15 protein-coding genes are annotated in these 19,153 nt (G+C 69.7%); 4 read left to right on the plus strand and 11 right to left on the minus strand.

All coding sequences use genetic code 11. The features are described 5' to 3' along the window. Positions 1 to 2 precede the first annotated feature (2 nt). The 10 genes from KPL78_RS16235 to KPL78_RS16280 form a co-directional block, all read right to left on the minus strand. Entirely contained in the window at positions 3 to 992 is a 990-nt protein-coding gene (locus KPL78_RS16235; RefSeq protein WP_219764018.1) for a substrate-binding domain-containing protein, read from the minus strand. Next, entirely contained in the window at positions 989 to 3,331 is a 2,343-nt protein-coding gene (locus KPL78_RS16240) for a xanthine dehydrogenase family protein molybdopterin-binding subunit (protein ID WP_219764019.1), read from the minus strand. The genes KPL78_RS16235 and KPL78_RS16240 overlap by 4 nt, the downstream gene beginning before the upstream one ends. Continuing rightward, positions 3,328 to 3,816: a (2Fe-2S)-binding protein gene (locus KPL78_RS16245; RefSeq protein ID WP_219764020.1), complete on the minus strand. Its 489-nt coding sequence runs from the start codon at positions 3,814 to 3,816 to the stop codon at positions 3,328 to 3,330. Before KPL78_RS16245 ends, KPL78_RS16240 begins: the two co-directional genes overlap by 4 nt. Then, positions 3,813 to 4,685, minus strand: a complete 873-nt coding sequence (locus KPL78_RS16250; RefSeq protein ID WP_219764021.1) for an FAD binding domain-containing protein — start codon at positions 4,683 to 4,685, stop codon at positions 3,813 to 3,815. The genes KPL78_RS16245 and KPL78_RS16250 overlap by 4 nt, the downstream gene beginning before the upstream one ends. After that, positions 4,682 to 7,030, minus strand: a complete 2,349-nt coding sequence (locus KPL78_RS16255; protein ID WP_219764022.1) for a xanthine dehydrogenase family protein molybdopterin-binding subunit — start codon at positions 7,028 to 7,030, stop codon at positions 4,682 to 4,684. Before KPL78_RS16255 ends, KPL78_RS16250 begins: the two co-directional genes overlap by 4 nt. Beyond that, positions 7,030 to 7,521, minus strand: coding sequence for a (2Fe-2S)-binding protein (locus KPL78_RS16260; RefSeq protein ID WP_219764023.1), 492 nt, complete (start codon positions 7,519 to 7,521; stop codon positions 7,030 to 7,032). Before KPL78_RS16260 ends, KPL78_RS16255 begins: the two co-directional genes overlap by 1 nt. Continuing rightward, a complete protein-coding gene (locus KPL78_RS16265; protein ID WP_219764024.1) occupies positions 7,518 to 8,372 on the minus strand; it encodes an FAD binding domain-containing protein in 855 nt (284 codons plus the stop codon). The genes KPL78_RS16260 and KPL78_RS16265 overlap by 4 nt, the downstream gene beginning before the upstream one ends. Before the next feature lie 155 nt (positions 8,373 to 8,527). Further along, positions 8,528 to 9,439, minus strand: coding sequence for a polysaccharide deacetylase family protein (locus KPL78_RS16270; RefSeq protein WP_219764025.1), 912 nt, complete (start codon positions 9,437 to 9,439; stop codon positions 8,528 to 8,530). 180 nt (positions 9,440 to 9,619) lie between these two features. Beyond that, positions 9,620 to 9,910 carry an RNA-binding S4 domain-containing protein gene (locus KPL78_RS16275; protein ID WP_219764026.1) on the minus strand — a complete coding sequence of 97 codons (291 nt, stop codon included), beginning with the start codon at positions 9,908 to 9,910 and terminating at the stop codon, positions 9,620 to 9,622. A gap of 1 nt (position 9,911) precedes the next feature. Continuing rightward, a complete protein-coding gene (locus tag KPL78_RS16280) occupies positions 9,912 to 12,734 on the minus strand; it encodes a helicase-related protein (RefSeq protein WP_219764027.1) in 2,823 nt (940 codons plus the stop codon). Positions 12,735 to 12,825: 91 nt separating this feature from the next. On the opposite strand from KPL78_RS16280, the gene KPL78_RS16285 reads away from it, so the two are divergent. Further along, positions 12,826 to 13,950, plus strand: coding sequence for an MFS transporter (locus KPL78_RS16285; protein WP_219764028.1), 1,125 nt, complete (start codon positions 12,826 to 12,828; stop codon positions 13,948 to 13,950). 186 nt (positions 13,951 to 14,136) lie between these two features. Beyond that, positions 14,137 to 14,547: a nucleoside diphosphate kinase regulator gene (gene rnk, locus KPL78_RS16290; protein WP_219764029.1), complete on the plus strand. Its 411-nt coding sequence runs from the start codon at positions 14,137 to 14,139 to the stop codon at positions 14,545 to 14,547. 186 nt (positions 14,548 to 14,733) lie between these two features. On the opposite strand, the gene acnA is transcribed toward rnk, so the two are convergent. Next, positions 14,734 to 17,430, minus strand: coding sequence for an aconitate hydratase AcnA (gene acnA, locus KPL78_RS16295; protein WP_219764030.1), 2,697 nt, complete (start codon positions 17,428 to 17,430; stop codon positions 14,734 to 14,736). Between the two features lie 120 nt (positions 17,431 to 17,550). Here acnA and ccmA point away from each other — a divergent pair, with 120 nt between their 5' ends. After that, positions 17,551 to 18,141 carry a heme ABC exporter ATP-binding protein CcmA gene (gene ccmA, locus KPL78_RS16300; RefSeq protein ID WP_219764154.1) on the plus strand — a complete coding sequence of 197 codons (591 nt, stop codon included), beginning with the start codon at positions 17,551 to 17,553 and terminating at the stop codon, positions 18,139 to 18,141. Further along, positions 18,138 to 18,797, plus strand: a complete 660-nt coding sequence (gene ccmB, locus KPL78_RS16305; RefSeq protein WP_219764031.1) for a heme exporter protein CcmB — start codon at positions 18,138 to 18,140, stop codon at positions 18,795 to 18,797. The genes ccmA and ccmB overlap by 4 nt, the downstream gene beginning before the upstream one ends. Positions 18,798 to 19,153: the final 356 nt, after the last annotated feature.

Genomic DNA, 19,153 nt, shown 5'->3' on the forward strand with positions numbered 1-19,153 from the left:
CGTCAGACCTTTGCCAGCGCCAGCACCGAGGCGGGGAAGAGCTCGGACACTTCCAGCCGGCGCGCGGTCAGCCCCTGTTCCGCCGCATAATGCGTCATGCGTTCCAGCACATGGCCGTTGGCGTCGGCGCCATAGGGCCAGAAATCCTCGCCCATCAACGCGCGCGTGCGGGCCAGCTCATCCACCGCCCAGGGCAGCGTCGTGTAGAGATGGCCGATCTTCGCGAGATCGATCATGCACAGGCGCTTCGCTTCCTCGAAGGCGAGGAAGACATTCACCGGCAGCCAGGGAAAGCGTTCGACGAGCGAGCGCCGGATGCCGACCAGGTGCATGATCGGGAAGATGCGCGTCGCCCTGAAATAGGCTTCCTCGGCCGCGCGGTAATCGGGGAACAGGCGCGCCACTTCCGGCACCGTGCCGAAGCAGGATGGCGCGCGCGCGGACAGCAGCGCGTCGATCCGCCCGTCGGCAAGCTGCGCCGACAAGGTCTGATCCGCCGGGATCGGCTGCAACTCGACATCCGGCGGCAGAGGGAAAGAGACGAAGCTGCCACGCCCGGCTTCCTCCAGCCCGCCGGTGCGCCAGCGCATATCTGCCGGCTTCACCCCGTATTCATCCGCCAGGATGCCGCGCATCCACAGCGCCACGGTCATCTGGTACTCCGGCACGCCGACGACCTTCCCGCACAGATCCTCCGGCCGCGTGATCCCGCGATCCGTACGGATGTAGATGGAAGAGTGGCGGAACAGGCGCGACAGGAAGACGGGGATACCAACATAGGGGCAGTCTCCCTTCGCGACCTGCACCATGTAGCTCGACATGGACAATTCGCTGACGTCGAATTCCTGGTGCCGGAAGGCGCGATGGAAGGCCTCCTCCGGCGACATCGCGACGGGGTAGAGATCGCAGCCCGCGATCGACACGCGCCCATCGAACAGCGCGCGCGTGCGGTCATAGGCGACGCAGGACAGGCCGAGTGTGACGCGGCTCATGCGGAGCCCTCCGGAACAGGGTCGATCATGGCGATCACATCCACCGGCGACAGCGGCACCCGGCAGACATGCGCATCGAAAGGCGACAGTGCGTCCTCGACCGCCGCGGCGATGGCGGCGGGGATGGGGATCACCCCGGCCTCGCCCACGCCCTTGATGCCGAGCGGGTTCAGCGGCGTCGGGCTGTGCATGTGCAGGATGCGCACCGGCGGCATCTCCGTCGCCGTCACCAGCAGGTAGTCGGCTAGCGTCGTCGAGATCGGCTGCGCCTGGTCGTCGAAGCGCATGTGCTCATACAGCGCATTGCCGATGCCATGCGCGATCCCGCCCATGAGCTGCCCATCCACGATGCGCGGGTGCAGCGCCCGCCCGCAGTCATGGGAAAAGACCAGGCGCGTGATGGTCACGGCGCCGGTCTCGATATCCACCTCCACCTCGGCGGCGGCCGTGCCGTTGGCATAGGCCATGGCGTCGATCACTACCTCCTCGCTGGCCGCGAGGCCCGGACCGCGGCCGCCCGGGATCACGAAGCCGGGCTGGCCGGCCGCCGCGCGTGCGATGGACGCCAGCGTGACCGAATGCCCCGGCGCACCCTTCACGCGCACCACCTTGTCCTCGATCTCGAGGTCGCCCATGGCGACCTCCAGCATCTCGCCGGCGATGGCGAGAACCTTCTCACGCACTTTCAGTGCGGCGACATGGGCGGAGCTGCCGGCCAGCACCGCCTGACGACTGTTGGACCCGCCAATGCCGATGGGGGCGGCGGCCGTGTCGCCGGTGATGACCTCGACGTTCGCCATGTTGGCACCGAGCTGCTCGGCGACGATCTGCGCCAGCATGGTCCGCGTGCTCTGGCCCATGGCGGCCGCGCCCGTTGCGACCATGATGCGCCCGGACGGTTCCACGCGCACCGAGACATGCTCGAAAGGCCCGCGCCCCGTGCCCTCGACATAGTTCGCGACACCGATGCCGATGTACCGCCCCTCGGCGAGCGCAACGCGCTGCCGCTCCGCGAAGCCGGCCCAGCCGATCTCATCCAGCGCCATCTGCTGACAGCGCGGATAGTCGCCGCTGTCGAGCGTGACTGGAATGCCACCGCGCGTCTTCAGCGGCGTCGCATAGGGCATGTGCTCCGCCGACACGAGGTTGCGCCGGCGGATCTCGGCGCGGTCGAGACCCAGCTCGCGCGCCGCGCGATCCAACAGTCGTTCCATCGCGAAGACGCCCTGCGGCTGGCCCGCGCCGCGTACCGGCGTGACCGGCACCTTGTTCGTCACCGCCGCGCGGATCGTCATGCGGAAGGCTGGTACAACATAGGCGAGCGGCATCGCCGCGACGGCCCCCTGCGGCACGTTCACCCCACGCGCCGTCCAGGCGCCGTGGTCGTGCACCAGGTCGCCCCGCACGCCGAGGATGTGCCCCTCGGCATCCGTCGCCAGTTCCACCCGCCAAGTCTGGTCGCGTTCCTGGGTGGTGGAGACGAAATGCTCCTGCCGGTCCTCAATCCACTTCACCGGCCGTCCAAGTAGACGCGCCGCGAGGGCGACGACCACCTCCTCCGGATAGAAGATCAGCTTGGGCCCGAAGCCGCCGCCGAGATCCGGCGTCACGACACGCAGCCGCGTCTCATCCATTCCGAGCAGGTCGCAGATCAGGCGCTTGGCCGTATGCGGCGTCTGGGTCGAACTCCAGACCGTCAGACGGTCCTCGACTACATCGTGCAGCGCGACCACACCGCGGCATTCCATCGAATGGCTGCCGCCGCGATGGATGTGCAGCGTCTCGGCGAAGCGATGCGGCGTCGCGGCGAAGACGGCCTCCACATCGCCATAGGCGACTGTCATTTCGGCCGCGAGATTTGAGGACGCCCAGCTATGGGCCGGCGGGGCATCCGGCGCCAACGCATTGTCGCAATCGGCGACGGCAGGCAGCGGCTCGTACTCCACCTCGATGAGCGCGAGCGCATCCTCGGCCAGGTAGCGGCTTTCGGCGATGACGACCGCCAGTGCTTCGCCGACGTGGACCACTTCGGTCTCGGCGAGGACCGGGCGATGGAGATCGAGGCGATAGGACGGACTCGGCAGTGCGACAACCAGGCGCGTATCGGTCAGATGCGGCCGCAGATCGTCGAGCAGCAACACCGCATGCACGCCAGGCAGCGCCCGCGCGACCGCGACATCGATGCGCAGGATCCGAGCATGGGCGTGCGGCGAGCGCAGGAAGGCCACATGCACCAGCCCAGCCGGTGCGATGTCGTCCACGAAGCGGCCACGGCCGCGGATCAGCGCGGCATCCTCGACGCGCGCGACGTCACGGCCGACCAGCCGTCCGGCGTTCATGCGGCGTCTCCGCGCAGGGCCCGCGCCGCGGCCAGTGCGGCCGCGACAATGCTGTCATACCCCGTGCAGCGACAGATGTTGCCGGAGATGGCGAGCCGCACCTCTTCCTCGCTCGGCGCGGGATGCTCGGCGAGGAACTCGACCAGGGTGGTCAGCATGCCCGGCGTACAGAAGCCGCATTGCAGCCCGTGATGGTCGCAGAAGGCCTGCTGCAACGGATGCAGGGTGCCATCGGCGAGCGACAGCCCCTCCACCGTCGTCACCTCATGTCCCGCAGCCTGCACTGCCAGCATCAGGCAGGCGCGCACCGCATGTCCATCCACCAGCACCGTGCAGGCCCCGCAGACGCCATGCTCGCAGCCCACATGCGTGCCAGTGAGGCCCAGCGTACCCCGCAGGAAATCCGCCAGATGCTGCCGGACGGGCGTCTCGGCTTCGCGATGTTCGCCGTTAACGATCAGGGTGATGCGACGTGTCTCACTCATGCCGCCTCTCCGGTCGCGCGTGCCCAGGCGCGTTCCAGGGCACGGCGGGTCAGCACGGCGGCCAGGCGCTGACGATACCAGGCCGGCGCCTGAGGGTCCTCCATCGCCTCAATACCCTCGCAGCAGGCGGCGGCAGCACGAAACAGGGCAGGTGTCGGCGCTTCCCCGACAAGCGCCGTCTCAGCCGTCGTCACGCGCAGCGGGGCCGCACCCACACCGCCGAGTGTCACCGACGCCCGGGCAATGCGCCCCGCCGAATCCAGCACCAGCAGTGCGGCCGCCGAGACGATGGCGTAATCCCCATGCCGACGTGCGAATTCCATGAAGCTGTAGCCGTGTTCGCGTGGCCAGAGCGGGATGCGGATGGCGACGACCATCTCCTCCGGCGCCAGTGCCGGCGTCATGAAGCCCAGCGGGAAGTCGGCGATGGCGACATCGCGCTGGCCCTCGGGTCCGGCAACCTCGATCGTGGCATCCAGCGCGGCGGCCACCGTGACCAATTCCGCCGAAGGATCCAGATGGCACAACGACCCGCCGATGGTGCCGCGATTGCGGGTCTGGAGGTGCCCGACATGGGTCAGCGCCTCGGTCATCAAGGGGCAGGCTTCACGGATCGCGGCGCTCCTCTCGATGCTGCGCTGGCGCGTCATGGCGCCGATCCGCAGCACGCCCTGCTCCACGGTGATGCCGTCCAGCCCCTCGACGCGATTGAGGTCGATCAGGTGATCCGGGAAGGCGACTCGCATGGCGAGCATCGGCATCAGCGACTGTCCGCCGGCGAGCAGCCGCGCATTCTCCAGTCGTCCCAGCAGCGCCACCGCCTCCGCGACGGTCTGCGGATCGTGATAGGCGAAGCCGGCCGGCTTCATGGCGCCGCCCTGTCCAGCAGGCGCATCACCGTCCCCGGCAGGATCGGCAGCGTCGTGACCGCGCCGGGCTGCCCGAGCGCATCGTCCACCGCCGCCGCGATCGCCGCCCCGACCGCATTCGTCCCGCCCTCGCCCGCGCCCTTGATGCCGAGCGGGTTTAGTGGGCTCGGCGCATCCTCGGCGATCAGCACGTCCAGCGCGGGCATCTCCGTCGCCGTCGGGATCAGGTAGTCGGCGAAGGTGGTGGACAGCGGCTGGCCGGTCTCGTCGTAGCGGAACTCCTCATACAGCGCACCGCCGAGGCCCTGCGCGAAGCCGCCGGCGATCTGGCCTTCCACCAACATGGGATTGATCGCGCGACCGATGTCGTTGGCAACGAGATACCGCTCGACCTTTACCGCGCCGGTGCCGCGATCGATGCACACCAACGCGCAATGCACGCCATAGGGATAGGTCATGTGGTCGCTCCAGAACCACTTCTCCGCCGTCAATCCAGGCGTGCGGCCGCGCATCGCCGGGGAGTTCGGCCCCATCTGCCGCGCGATCTCCGCGAGGGTCATGCTCGGCTCGGTCGCACCATCCTTCCGCTGGACGATGCCATCGCGGATGGTCAGCACCTCCGGCGACAATTGCAGCAGCGGTGCCGCTGTCTCCAGCGCCATGGCGCGCACCGCCTGCGCCGCCTGCCAGGTTGCAGAACCGGACATGACCGTCACGCGCGAGGCATGCGCACCATTGCCGAACTCGATACGGTCGGTGCGTCCGCGCACGACGCGAATGCCGCTGTAGCCGACGCCCAAGGCCTCGGCGCAGATCTGCGCCAGCACCGTGTCCACGCCTTGACCGACCGAGGCCGCGCCGCTGACCAGTTCCACCGTGCCGGTGTGATCCACCGTGATCCGCACGCCGTCCGAGGGGCCAAGTCCGCTCTTCTCGACAAAGAAGGCGAGGCCCGCGCCGACGCATTCGCCGGACGCGCGCCGTGCGGCGATGCTCTCGCGCAACGCTTTCCAGCCGAACCGGTCCAGCGCCTGGTCGAGCAACTTCGCATAGTCGCCGGAGTCGAGCACGACGTCGGAGCCCAACACATCGAGCGGCCGCGGATAGGGCATCTCCGCCGTCGCGACGAGGTTCCGCCGCCGCAGCTCGATCGGGTCGATCGCCAACCGCGTGGCGATGGCATCCATCAGCCGCTCACGCACGAAGGTGGTCTCGTACCGCCCGGGCGCGCGATAGGTGGCCGCCGGCGTCTTGTTGGTCAGCCGGAAATGCCCCGCGACGCGATAGGCCGGCAGTCGGTACGGCCCGGGCAACATCCCCGCCGCGAGATCCACCACGCGCGCCCCATGCGTGCGCACATAGGCGCCCTGGTCATGGAAGAAGACGTCGTCGATCGCGAGCAGCCTGCCCTCGGCATCCACGGCCGCGCGGATGCGATGCCGCTGCTGCCGCGAATGGTTGGTCGCGAGGAAATTCTCCCGCCGGTCCTCGATCCACTTCACCGGGCGGTCCAGCCGCAGCGCAGCGGCGCAGGCCAGCAGGTCTTCAGGGTAGAGTTCCCCGCGCACGCCAAAGCCGCCGCCGACATGGCCCTCGAAGAGATGCACGCTGCTCGGTGGTCGGCCAAGCAGCCGGGCGATTTCGTCGCGATTCCAGTGCTGCTTCTTGGCGGCACCATGAAGTTCCAGGAGATCGCGCGCGGCATCGTAGCGCGCGATGGCGCCGCGCGTTTCTAAGGGCACACCGGAATGCCGGCCGACGGACAGATCGAGCTCGATCACCGCATGCGCCATAGCAAAAGCGGCATCCACATCGCCGAAGCCCTTGCGGACGATGGTGGGTTCGGTGTGCAGGCCGGGCGCGAACTCCGCCGGCGGCGCCGCAGCATCCAACACGGCGGGCAGCGGCTCGATGTCGACGGCCACCAGGTCGGCGGCATCCTCGGCTAGATAGGCGTCCTCGGCGAAGACCGCCGCGATCGGCTCGCCGACATAGCGCACCCGGTCGCGCGCCAGCACCGGCTGGCAATAGGGTTCGAGCCCCTGCACCTTGGTTGCCCGGAACGGAATGGACGGAATCTCAGCGACATCCGCCGACGTCCACACCGCGACCACACCCGGCAGCGCGCGTGCCGCCGTCGCATCCACCGACCGGAGCAGACCATGCGCCAGTTCGGCCCGCACGACGCGCATGTGGATCTGGCGGGGAAAATTGACATCCGCCGCGAACAGGCCGCGCCCGCGCACCAGCGGCGGGTCCTCGAGCCGCGTCACGGCGCGGCCAACGGCCTCACCCGGCCCTGCCGCCATCCGCGCATCATCGGGGCCGTGGGTCGTGCCGTCCATCACGCCACGCCCTCTTCCCGCATCGCCGCCGCGGCCGCCCGCACCGCGCGCAGGATGTTGGCATATCCCGTGCAGCGGCAGAGGTTGGAGGACAGGATCTCGATCAGCTCCTCATCGCCGATATCCGGATTCTGTTCGAGGATCGCTGTGCCCAGCATGAGGAATCCGGGCGTGCAGTAGCCGCATTGCAGCGCGTGCTGCTCGATGAAGGCCTTCTGCAGCGGGCTCAGCGTATCGCCATGGGCCAGGCCCTCGACGGTGCGGATCGCTCGGCCATCGGCCTGCACGGCGAACATCAGGCAGGCCCGCACCGGCTGGTCGTCCAGCAGCACGGTGCAGGCACCGCAGACGCCGTGCTCGCAACCGAGATGCGTGCCGGTCAGGCCGCATTCCTCGCGAATGGCATCGGCCAGGGTGCGCCGCGCCTCGACGCGGATCGGATGGCTGCGGCCATTCACGACCAGGGTGATGTCGTGCAGCTCATGCGTCATTCCGGAAGTCCTGCCGCGCGGGACAGGGCGCGGATGATGGCGGTTTCGGCGAGGCGCAGGCGATGCGGATCGTCGGTCATCGGCACGAGGCCGGGCAGTGCCGCTGCGGCCACCGCCGCGAACAGCGCCGCCGAGGGCGGCTGGCCGTCCAGCATCGCCTCGGCGGCCGGCAGGCGGCAGGGCCGGTCCTCGACGCCGCCGAGCCCGAGGCGCGGCGCGCTCATCACGCCACCGTCCAGCGTGAAGGTCGCGATCGCCATGGCCTGGGCGAAATCGCCGGGCCGGCGGCTGAATTCGTAGAATCCGCTGCGCGTGCCCTCGGCTAGCAGTGGCAGCCGGGCTTCGACCAGCATCTCGTCGGCCGCCAGGGCCGTGGTCATGATGCCCTGGAAGAACTCGGCCGCGGCGACCCGGCGGGTCCCGCCGACGCTGCGCAGCACCATCTCCGCGCCCAGCGTCGCCGACACCAGGCACCATTCCGAGGCCGGATCCGCATGCGCCAGGCTGCCGCAGAAGGTGCCGCGCGTGCGGATCGGCAGATGCGCGATATGCCGCCGCACCGTGCCGAGCAACGCCCCGAGCGGCCCGCCCACGAGCGGCGCACCCAGCATCGCATGCCGCACGCAGGGTCCGATGCGCAGCACGCCGCCCTCGGCCGCGAGCAGTCCGAACGCCGCGACCCCGTTGATGTCCACCAGATGCGCCGGACGTGCCATGCGGAAGGCCATGGTGGGCATCAGGCTCTGTCCGCCGGCAAGGATCCGGCCGTCCTCCGGCGCGACGGCCGCGAGGATGGCCAGCGCCTCCTCCTCCGTCCGCGGTGCGTGGTATCGGAACGCCGCCGGCTTCATGCGGCGTCACCCCGCGCGTCAGACGCTCGCTGCCGGGCCATGACCCTCTCCCAGACCGGAGAACGGATGGCCGCTCATCCGAATTGCTCCTAATGTCCTGACATATTCAGCAGCAGCTAGCCGCCCGTCAAGGATGCTCATCGGCGCGCAGCGGCTCAGCCGGGCGGCAGCAACTCGGATCCAGGCACGATCCCGCGCGGCAGCGACCGGACATGCGTCGCAAGCTCGGCCGGCTTGGTGATCCACAACTGGTCGCGATGCCCCAGAATATGGTTCAGCGCCGCACGCAACGGCCGCAGCCGGAAGGGTTGCCCCACCACGAAGGTGTGCAGCACCAGGCTGAACACCAGCGGCCGCTCGCGGGATTGCTCCAGCATCTCGTCGAACTGGTCCACCACCATGTCGGCGAATTGGCGGCCGCTGTGCTGGCGGAAGACCATGGCCGGGCTGTCGTTCAGCTCGATGCTGTAGGGGATGGACAGAATCGGGCCTGCCCGCGTGGACATCCAGAAGGGCTGGTCGTCCGCCGGCCAATCCATGACGTAGTCGAAGCCTTCCTCCTTCAGCAGGTCGAGCGTCGCCGGCCCCTGCGCCAGCCACGGCCCGAGCCAGCCGCGTGGCGCCGTCCCGGCATGGGCTGCGATGCCGTCCCGGGATTCCCGGATCAGCCGACGCTCATCCTCCTCCCACAAACCGTCCTGGCGTTCGGCGTTGGTGCGGCCATGGCCGATGAACTCATCGCCCCGCGCGACCAGCGCGCGCCCGATCTCCGGCATCAGGTCGAGCGCGGTGGAGTTGCAGTTGTGCGCCGCCGGCAGGCCCAGCGCATCCAGGGTCGAGAGGATGTTCCAAATTCCCACCCTGTTGCCGTAATCGCGCCAGGCGTAGTTGCGCTGGGTCTGCGGCGATCCGGGAACGGCACTGTCGCTGCCGAGCCCGGTGCGGAAGGCGTGATGTTCGATGTTCGTGAAGATCAGCACCGCGAGCTTGCTGCCATTCGGCCAGGCATAGTCGGGGCGGGAGACGATCGCGCTCGGCGCGTAGCGATCCTGACCGGGCAGCTTCATGCGGATGTCCCCTGTGGCGGCCGGCGGTTAACGCGCAAAGGCCCGCCGAGCTTCGATAAATGTCAGGCCATTAGGACATCAAGAATTAAGCATGACAAGCCGGGCCCATACCAGACCAGCGGTCATGGCGCCCCGGTACGGGGCGTTGCGCGGAGAGGGGCAAAACCTCCCTCGGTCCGGTCACTCGCCCGACAGCTCCTCGTAGAGCGCCCGCGCCTCAGCCACCGGTCCCCGCCTCGCGGCGAGAGCCAGCACCCGCCAGACGGCGATCCGCCCATGTTCTCCGCTACCCTGGGCAATGGTCAGCACGTCGCCCGGCCGCACGCGCGCATGGGCCTTGTCGGTCGGCTGGCGGTTGATGCGCACGGCGCCGGCCTCGATCATCCGGGCGCAATCGGCGCGCGTCTTGCGCAGGCGCGCGCACCAGAGCCAGGCGTCGAGGCGTTGTGCCTCTGCGCCCGGCTCCGCCACCTCAGTCCTTCTTGAGAAGGTTGGCCAGGACCGCGAAGGGGCTGTCCGGGCGCGGCATGGGCGGCAGGTTCACGCGTTCCTCGCGCGGGCGGCGCGGGCGGTCGCCATGGGGCGACTTGCCGTGGCGCGGCTGGTCGTTGCGCGGCTGGTCGTTGCGCGGCGGGCGCTGGTCCTGCCGCGGGGGACGCTGGTCCTGGCGCGGCGGACGCGGCGCCTCCGCCCCTTCGGCCGGCGCGGCCTCCGCGGCGGGCTGGCCGTCGGGCCGGGGGCCGCGACGATCGTCGCGCCGGGGACCGCGCTGCTGGTCCTCGCGCTTCGGGCCGCGCTGGTCGTCGCGGCGCGGGCCGCGATGGTGCTGGTGGTCCGGCCGGGCGGGCCGTGCATGCGCGATGCGCGCGGGCGCCGGCGGGCCGAAGGCACCGTCTTCCAGCGTCTCGGCCGGCATCAGGCGGAAGCCCATGGCGTCCAGCACCGGGCCGAGATTCTCGCCCTTGATGCCGAGCCGGCTGGCGAGATCGCCCGGCAGCAGCGCCGGCGCGCGGCGCGTCAGATGGCCGATCTCGCCCGCGATGCGTTCCGCGACGTCCAGGCGCAGCAGCACCGGGCCGGCGGGCAGCCAGCCCATGGTCTCGGCGAAGCCGCGCGGCCAATCCTCCGGCGCGGCGACGGCGATGAGGCCCCCGCCGGGCAGCTTCGGCGTCTCGATCCCGCGCAGCAGTGACCAGAGCTGCGCCCGCAGCGCCATCGCCTTGGGCTTCATCGCCTCCGGCACGAACAGCGCGTAGCGCCCGGCGCGGATGCCAATGCCCTTCAGCTTCTGGCGCAGATCCGGGCGGATATCCGGGTCCGTGCGGCCCATGGCGAGGCCAAGTTCCTCACGCAGCCGGAAGGCCGGGCCGCGCAGGGTGTTGTCCTCGGCGGCCTTGGCCTCGGCGGCGAAGACGGCGCCGAGTTCGCGCTTGATGTGCGCCTCGAGCCAATTGGCCAACCGTTCCCGGATGCGCTCGCGCTGCGCGCCGTCGAGGTATTCGCTCGGCAGCACCTCGACCTGCGGCTTGGACGGCTCGGGGCCGGGCTTCAGCTTCGCCACCTCGGCGATGTCCCCGAGTCCCACCGGCATGTTCGGCGCGTGGGAATAGGCCCAGGTGATCTTGTGCGACGGCGTGATGGCGAAGGCCTCGTCCTTCGCCGTCTCCAGCATCGCGACGCGGCGCGGGATCTCGGCCCCAAGCGCGCGACGCGCGGCCCGCAGCACGACGCGGCGTTCTTCTTCGTCGACCGCGCTGGAATCGGGTTCGAAGGCGAAGCCCTTCACATGGCCGACCGGATGGCCCTCGACCACCACCTCGCCCCGGCGGGTGACGGCCGACAGCAGCTCTTCCTCGCTCTCATCCATCTTGCGGATGAGATGCGCGGCGCGGCGATCGACGAAGCGCGCGGTCAGCGCCTCATGCAGCGCGTCCGAGACCATGTCCTCCGCGCGGCGCGCATCGGCCTGCAGGGACGCTGCATCGTCCAGCCAATCCGACCGTGCGGCGATATAGGCCCAGACACGGATCGCGGTGATCCGCGCCATCAGCGTGTCGAGGTCGCCATCCGTGCGTTCCAGCACGGCGAGGGACGACGCCACCCAATCGCGCGGCAGCTTCCCGTCGCGCGCCAGATGCGTGAACAGCTTGGCGCAGAGCGCGACATGGCTGTCATCGGCGAGCTTGCGGAAATCCGGCACCTGGCAGGCTTCCCACAGCAGCCGCACGCGGGACGCCGTATCGGCCAGGTCCCGCACCTCCACATTGCGCGACAGCGCCTCGAGCGTGATGTGGTCGACCGCGTCATTGCCCTTGGCCAGGCCCGGCTGTGGCGCCGGCGCCGCCAGGCTGGACAGCAGCGCGTCGATGGAGGTGAAGTCGAGATCCGAATTGCGCCAGGCGATCTGCGCGATCGGTTCGAAGGCATGGGTTTCCACCGCCTCGACGATCTCCTCGGGCATGGCCGGGCATTCGGCGGTGGTGCCGAAGGACCCGTCCTTCATGCCGCGGCCCGCGCGGCCGGCGATCTGCGCCACTTCCTGCGCCGTCAGCGGCCGCGGCTGCTGGCCATCGAACTTCGACAGCGCGGCGAAGGCGACATGGTCCACATCCATATTGAGACCCATGCCGATCGCATCCGTCGCGACCAGGAAATCCACTTCGCGATTCTGATACAGCGCGACCTGGGCGTTGCGCGTGCGCGGCGACAGCCGGCCCATTACCACAGCGCAACCGCCGCGGCGGCGGCGCACCGCCTCCGCTATGGCATAGACCTCGTTCGCGCTGAAGACGACGATCGCCGAACGCGCCGGCAGCCGCGTCAGCTTCGCCGGGCCGGCATAGGTGAGTTGCGACAGGCGCGGGCGGGTCTCGATCTCGGCCTTCGGCACCAGGCGGCGCAGCAGCGGTGCGATGGTCTCGGCGCCGAGGAACATCGTCTCGACCATGCCGCGTGCATGCAACAGCCGGTCGGTGAAGACATGCCCGCGATCCGGATCGGCGCAGAGCTGGATCTCGTCCACCGCGAGGAATTCGACCGGGCGGTCCAGCGGCATCGCCTCGACCGTGCAGGCGAACCACTTCGCCTCGGGCGGGACGATCTTTTCCTCACCGGTGATCAGCGCGACCTGCTTCTCACCCTTGAGCGCGACCATGCGGTCGTAGTTCTCGCGCGCCAGCAGGCGCAGCGGGAAGCCGATGATCCCGGACGCATGGGCAAGCAGCCGCTCGATCGCGAGATGCGTCTTGCCGGTATTTGTGGGGCCGAGGACGGCACGGACCCGGGGTTCGAACATGGCGCGCCAGCATTCCGAAAGTGGGGGGCGGGCTTCCGTGGCACGCTGAGCGGCACTTGTCCATGGCGAGGCGCTCCGGCATGGCTGATCCGTGACATCCTCCGCCCCGCGTTTCGCCTGTCTGTTCATCGCGCAATTCGCCGCGGTGGGCGTGATGATGCCCTTCATTCCTCCACTGATGACGGCCGCGGGGCTGTCGGCCAGCGAGGTCGGCAGCGTGCTCGCCACCGGCGCCGGGGTGCGGCTGGTGGCGGGTCCGCTCGGTGGGCGGCTGGCCGATGCGTTGGGTCGTCCGAAGGCGGTGATGGCCGGCGGTTCGCTGATCGCAGCCCTCGCGGCCTGCCTCTATGGGCTGGCGCAGGACCTGCCCGGCCTGCTCGCCGCGAATCTGCTGATGGCGATGGGATACGCCTCGGTCGTACCGCTCGGCGACGCCATGGCGCTGCGCGCGGCACGGGAAGATGGCTGGGACTATGGCCGGGTGCGGGCGCTGGGCTCGGCCGCCTTCATCGTGGCGGCCGGAGCGGCCGGCTGGCTGGCCGGACATGCCGGAGCGGGCAGCATCGCCTGGCTGCTCGCCGGCAGCATGGCGGTGTCGGCGATCGCGGCGCTGGCCGTGCCGGCGACGGGCATCCCGCCACGACGTGGCGGCGGGGCGTTCCGTGGCGTCCTCGCCCTGCCCGCTTTCCGGCGAAGCCTGCTGGTCGCCGCGCTGATCCAGGGCAGCCACGCGGCCTATTACGCCTTCGGGTCGATCCATTGGGAAAGGGCGGGAGTCCCCAGCACGACGATCGGGCTGCTCTGGTCCTGGTCCGTGGTGGCGGAGGTCGCGCTCTTCGCCTGGGGCCGTGGTGCCGTCGACCGGCTGGGCCCGCGCGGCCTGGCGCTGGTCGCCGCCGCGGCCGGGGTTCTGCGCTGGGGGATCACCGCCACGACCGTTGCGCTGCCGGCGCTGATCCTGGCCCAGGCGCTGCACGCGCTGACCTTCGGTGCCATGCACCTTGCCACCATGCGGGTGATGCAGGCGGCGATCCCCCATGCGGTGGCCGGGACGGCGCAGACTCTGCTCGCGGCCGGGATCGGGGCGGTCATGATGGTTGGAACGCTGGTGGCGGGGCAGGGATACGCTGCCTTTGGGGCCAGCATATTTTGGGGCATGGCAGGGATGTGCGCCGTCGCCGCTCTGGCCGCAGGCCGGTTGCCCGCGCCGCGCTGAGGCTGGCCTTGATCGCGGCGCGGCGCGGGGCGATCCTGCGGGCATGATCTTCACAGCCACGCTTCGACGCCGGCTTTTCCATGCGGGGTGCCTGATCGCGGGCGGCTGACCCCGGTGGCCGCGCGCGCTGCGCTGCGACCGCCGGGGCCGCCGCACCCTCTGACCGCGACACCCAGGGATCATCCTATGCCCGAAGCCAGTATCAAGCGCGCCGCGCGACGCCCATCCATCCTGCTGTCCGAAGCCGATCACGGCATCCTGGTCGGCCTTGCGATGGGCGGTGCCCGCCGCAATCCCGAGGCCGCCCGCCTGCTGATGGAGGAAGCCGACCGGGCGAACCTCGTGCCCGCGGCGCGGCTGCCGGCCGATGTCGTCGCCCTCGGCTCGCACGTCGTCTTCACGGACGGGGCGAGCGGCATCACGCGCCGGGTGCAGGTCGTGATGCCGTCGGAGGCCGATATCGGTCAGGGCCGCATCTCCATCCTGTCTCTGGTCGGCGCCGGGCTGATCGGGCTGAAGGCGGGGCAGTCGATCGACTGGCCGGTGCAGGACGGCCGGCTGCGGCGGCTGACCGTGGTGCGCGTCGGGGCGGAGTGATCCCGGCGGCCCCCAAGCGGGACCGTTGGCATCCGCATTTGCCTGCCCTCAGACTGAAGGTCCGTTTGGAACCGCGCCATGCTGCGCGTTTCCGTGACCGGCACCGGCCCGCGCCCGGTCCCTGACGAAGAAAGGGCGCGGTCCCTTGCGGAACCGCGCCCTTTTGTCCATCCGGCGATGCGGCGCTTACGCCGCCTTGGCCATCCCGCGCAGCACGTAGTGCAGGATGCCGCCATTCTTGTAGTACTCGACCTCGTCGGCCGTATCGACGCGGCACAGCACCTGCGTCTTCACCTGCGACCCGTCGGCGCGGGTGATGACCACGTCCATCATCATGCGCGGCGACAGGTTCTCCACGCCCATGATGTCGATGGTCTCATCGCCGGTCAGACCAAGGGTCTGGCGGGTCTCGCCGTCCTTGAAGACCAGCGGCAGCACGCCCATGCCGACCAGGTTCGACCGGTGGATGCGCTCGAAGCTCTCGGCGATCACCGCCTTCACGCCGAGCAGGAAGGTTCCCTTCGCCGCCCAGTCGCGCGAGGAGCCCGTGCCGTATTCCTTGCCGCCGATGACGACCAGGGGCACGCCCTCCTTCTTGTACATCATGGCGACGTCGTAGATCGGCGCCACGGTGCCCGAGGGATAGTGCTTCGAGATGCCGCCTTCGACGCCGGGCACCATCTCGTTCTTGATGCGGATGTTGGCGAAGGTGCCGCGCATCATGACCTGGTGGTTGCCGCGGCGCGCGCCGTAGCTGTTGAAGTCGGCCTGGCGGACCTGGTGCTCGAGCAGGTATTCACCCGCCGGCGAGGCCTTCTTGATCGAACCGGCCGGGGAGATGTGGTCGGTCGTGATCGAGTCGGCGAGCTCGGCCAGGATGCGCGCGCCCTTGATCGAGGACACCGCGGCCGGGTCCATCGTCATGCCCTCGAAGTAGGGCGGGTTCTGGACGTAGGTGGACCCCGAGTTCCAGCGATAGGTGTCGCTGTCCGCGTCGACGCGGATTGCCTGCCACTGCGCCGGGCCCTTGAACACGTCGCCGTAGCGCTCCTGGAACATCTCGCGCGTCACGACGGCATGCACCGTGTCGGAGACTTCCTTCTGCGTCGGCCAGATGTCCTTCAGGAAGACCGGCTGGCCGTCCTTGCCGGTGCCGATCGGCTCCTTCGTCAGATCCTTCTTCACCGTGCCGGCGAGCGCATAGGCGACCACCAGCGGCGGGGAGGCGAGGTAGTTCGCCCGCACATTGGCGTGCACGCGGCCTTCGAAGTTGCGGTTGCCCGACAGCACCGAGGTCACGACCAGCTTGTTGCCCTCGACCGCATCCACGATCGGGTCGGCGAGCGGGCCGGAATTGCCGATGCAGGTGGTGCAGCCATAGCCGACGGTCTGGAAGCCCAGCGCGTCGAGATAGGTCGTGAGCCCCGACTTGTTCAGGTACTCGGTCACCACCTGGGACCCCGGGGCGAGCGAGGTCTTCACCCACGGCTTCGCCGTCAGCCCCTTCTCCACCGCCTTCTTGGCGACGAGGCCGGCGGCCACGAGCACATAGGGGTTGGAGGTGTTGGTGCAGGAGGTGATCGCCGCGATCACGACGTCACCATGGCCGAGGTCGTAATTGGCGCCCGCCACCGGCACGCGCAACTCGGCCTTGTCGCCCGGCACGCCCATGGTGCCGGCCGCGAGATCCTTGCCGAAGGCGGTCGCGACGTTGTTCAGCGCGACGCGGTCCTGCGGACGCTTCGGCCCGGCCATGGAGGGCTCGACGGTCGACAGGTCGAGTTCCAGCGTGTCGGTGAACACCGGGTCCGGCATGCCCTTCTCATGGAACATGCCCTGCGCCTTGAGGTAGTCGCGCGCGAGGTTGATGCGGTGCTCGTCACGGCCGGACAGGCGCAGATATTCGAGCGTGACCTCATCCACCGGGAAGAAGCCGCAGGTCGCGCCGTATTCCGGCGCCATGTTGCCGATCGTCGCACGGTCGGCGAGCGGCAGGCTGTCGAGGCCCGGGCCGAAGAACTCGACGAACTTGCCGACCACGCCCTTCTTCCGGAGCATCTGCGTGACCGTCAGCACCAGGTCGGTGGCGGTCATGCCTTCCTTCAGCGCGCCGGTCAGCTTGAAGCCGATCACGTCGGGGATGAGCATGGCGATCGGCTGGCCGAGCATCGCCGCCTCGGCCTCGATGCCGCCGACGCCCCAGCCCAGCACGCCGAGGCCGTTGACCATCGTCGTGTGGCTGTCCGTGCCGTAGCAGGAATCCGGGAAGGCGAAGGTGTCGCCGGTATCGGTCGAGGTCCAGACCACCTGCGCCAGGTATTCCAGGTTCACCTGGTGGCAGATGCCGGTGCCGGGCGGCACGACGCGGAAGTTGTTGAAGGCTTCCTGGCCCCAGCGGAGGAACTCGTAGCGCTCGCCATTGCGCTCGAACTCGATGTCGACGTTCTTCTGCAGCGCCGACGCCGTGCCGGAGACGTCCACCATCACCGAGTGGTCGATGACGAGATCGACCGGCACCAGCGGGTTTACCTTGCGCGGGTCGCCGCCGAGCTTCAGCAGCGCGTCGCGCATGGCGGCCAGGTCGACCACCGCGGGCACGCCCGTGAAGTCCTGCAGCAGGATGCGCGCCGGACGGAACGGCACTTCCTTGGTCGAACGCCCTTCCTTCACCCACTCCGCGATCTTCTTCGCGTCGTCGACGGTGTAGGAGCGCCCGTCCTCGAAGCGCAGCACGTTTTCGAGCAGCACCTTGAGGCTGTAGGGCAGGCGCGAGATGTCGCCGATGCTCTTGGCCGCTTCGGGCAGGCTGAAGTAGTGATAGGTCTTGCCGTCCACCGCTAGGGTGCGGCGGGTCTTCAGGCTGTCCTGCCCGATCATCCGCATTTGGGGTGCCCTTCCTCGCTCCGGGGCCGCCAACGCGGCCGCACAAACGGGCGGGTTAAAGCATGACGGCCGGGAACGGTCCATGGATTGGGGGCGGGATTGGCGGTTTCGGGCGATGTTGTGCTTGAGGCGCGGGAGCTTTCCTGCCTCCGGGGCGAGCGTGTTGTCTTCGCCGGGCGGTCCTTTGCCTTGCCGGCGGGCGCGGCTCTTTTGCTGACCGGCGCGAATGGTGCCGGCAAGTCGACAATGCTTCGCATTCTCAGTGGACTTCTTCGCCCTGCCGAAGGCGCAGTTCTGTGGCGCGGTGGGGACATCGCCGCCGACCCGTCCGCGCATGCGATGCGGCTACGCTACCTCTCCCACCAGGACGCGCTGAAGCCGGCCCTGACGGTGGCCGAGAACCTGGAACTCTTCGCCGCGCTGTGGGGCGGCGAGGTGGAGCCGGCGCTGGAAGCCGTGGCGCTCGCCCCGCTTGCCGACTTGCCGGCGCGGGTGCTGTCTTCGGGGCAGAAGCGGCGGCTGGCGCTGGCGCGCCTCGCCCTTGCCCCCGCCGCGCTGTGGCTGCTGGACGAACCGAGCACCGGGCTCGACGCGGCCTCGGTGGCCCGGCTCGGGCCGCTGCTGGCCGCGCATCGTGCCGCCGGCGGGATCGTGGTCGCGGCCACGCATCTGCCGCTGCCCCTGCCGGATGTGCAGGAACTGCGGCTGTGACGGCCTTCCTCGCCCTGCTGGGCCGCGAGATCCGCCTCGCCCTGCGCCACCCGGCCGATACGCTGGCTGCGGTGCTGTTCTTCGTGCTGGTCGCCGCCCTGTTCCCCTTCGGCGTCGGGCCGGCGCCGGAGACCCTCGCGCGCCTCGCCCCCGGCGCGCTCTTCGCCGCCGCGCTGCTGGCCGCGCTATTGCCGCTCGACCGCCTGTTCGGCGCGGATGCGGAGGACGGGACGCTCGACCAGCTGTTGCTGTCGGGCCTGTCGCGTTCCGCCATCGCGACGGCCAAGGCGCTCAGCCACTGGATCACCACCGGCCTGCCGCTGCTGGCGGCGACGCCGGTCGCGGCGGCTTTGCTGAATCTGCCGGTCGAGGCCTGGGGCGCAGCACTCGCCGCGCTGGCGCTGGCGACCGCGCTGCTGTCGCTGCTCGGCACGGTGGGGGCGGCGCTGACCCTCGGCGCGCGCCGCGGGTCGGTTCTGTTGCCGCTGCTGGTGCTGCCGCTCGCGATCCCCGCTGTGATCTTCGGCGCCGCGGCGATCGAGGCCGCCGCGGCCGGCCTGTCCCCGTCGCCCTTCCTGATGCTGCTGGCGGCCGGCGTGTCGCTGGCGCTGCCGCTGGCGCCGATCGCGGCGGGGGCGGCGCTCACGGCGGAGTAGCCGTCGTCTCACGTGATGCGCGGGCATACCTGGCACTGCGGACTGGAGAGGGGCGCCGCCCCTCTCCGGACCTCACCCCGTCAAAGGCCGCAAGGCCTTTGGAAACCGTCACTTGGCGCCGGATGCAGCGGATCGAAGCGACATCCAATGTCGGACGCCCAGGACGCCCTGACGCGCTGGGGCCGAACCGTCCCGCCCAACGGTCAGTCAAGGTTTCCAAAGGCCCTGTGGCCTTTGGTGGGGAGGGTTCGGGAGGGGCAAAGCCCATCCCGCTTCCGCAGTCCAGGAGGAAGAGCGGTCCAATCCCACGGCTGACGCGGCCCCGCGCGAGCCGAAAACTGGAACCGTGCATCACC

Source organism: Roseomonas alba, from assembly GCF_019430885.1.
In the GTDB taxonomy this organism is placed as follows: Bacteria; Pseudomonadota; Alphaproteobacteria; order Acetobacterales; family Acetobacteraceae; genus Neoroseomonas; species Neoroseomonas alba.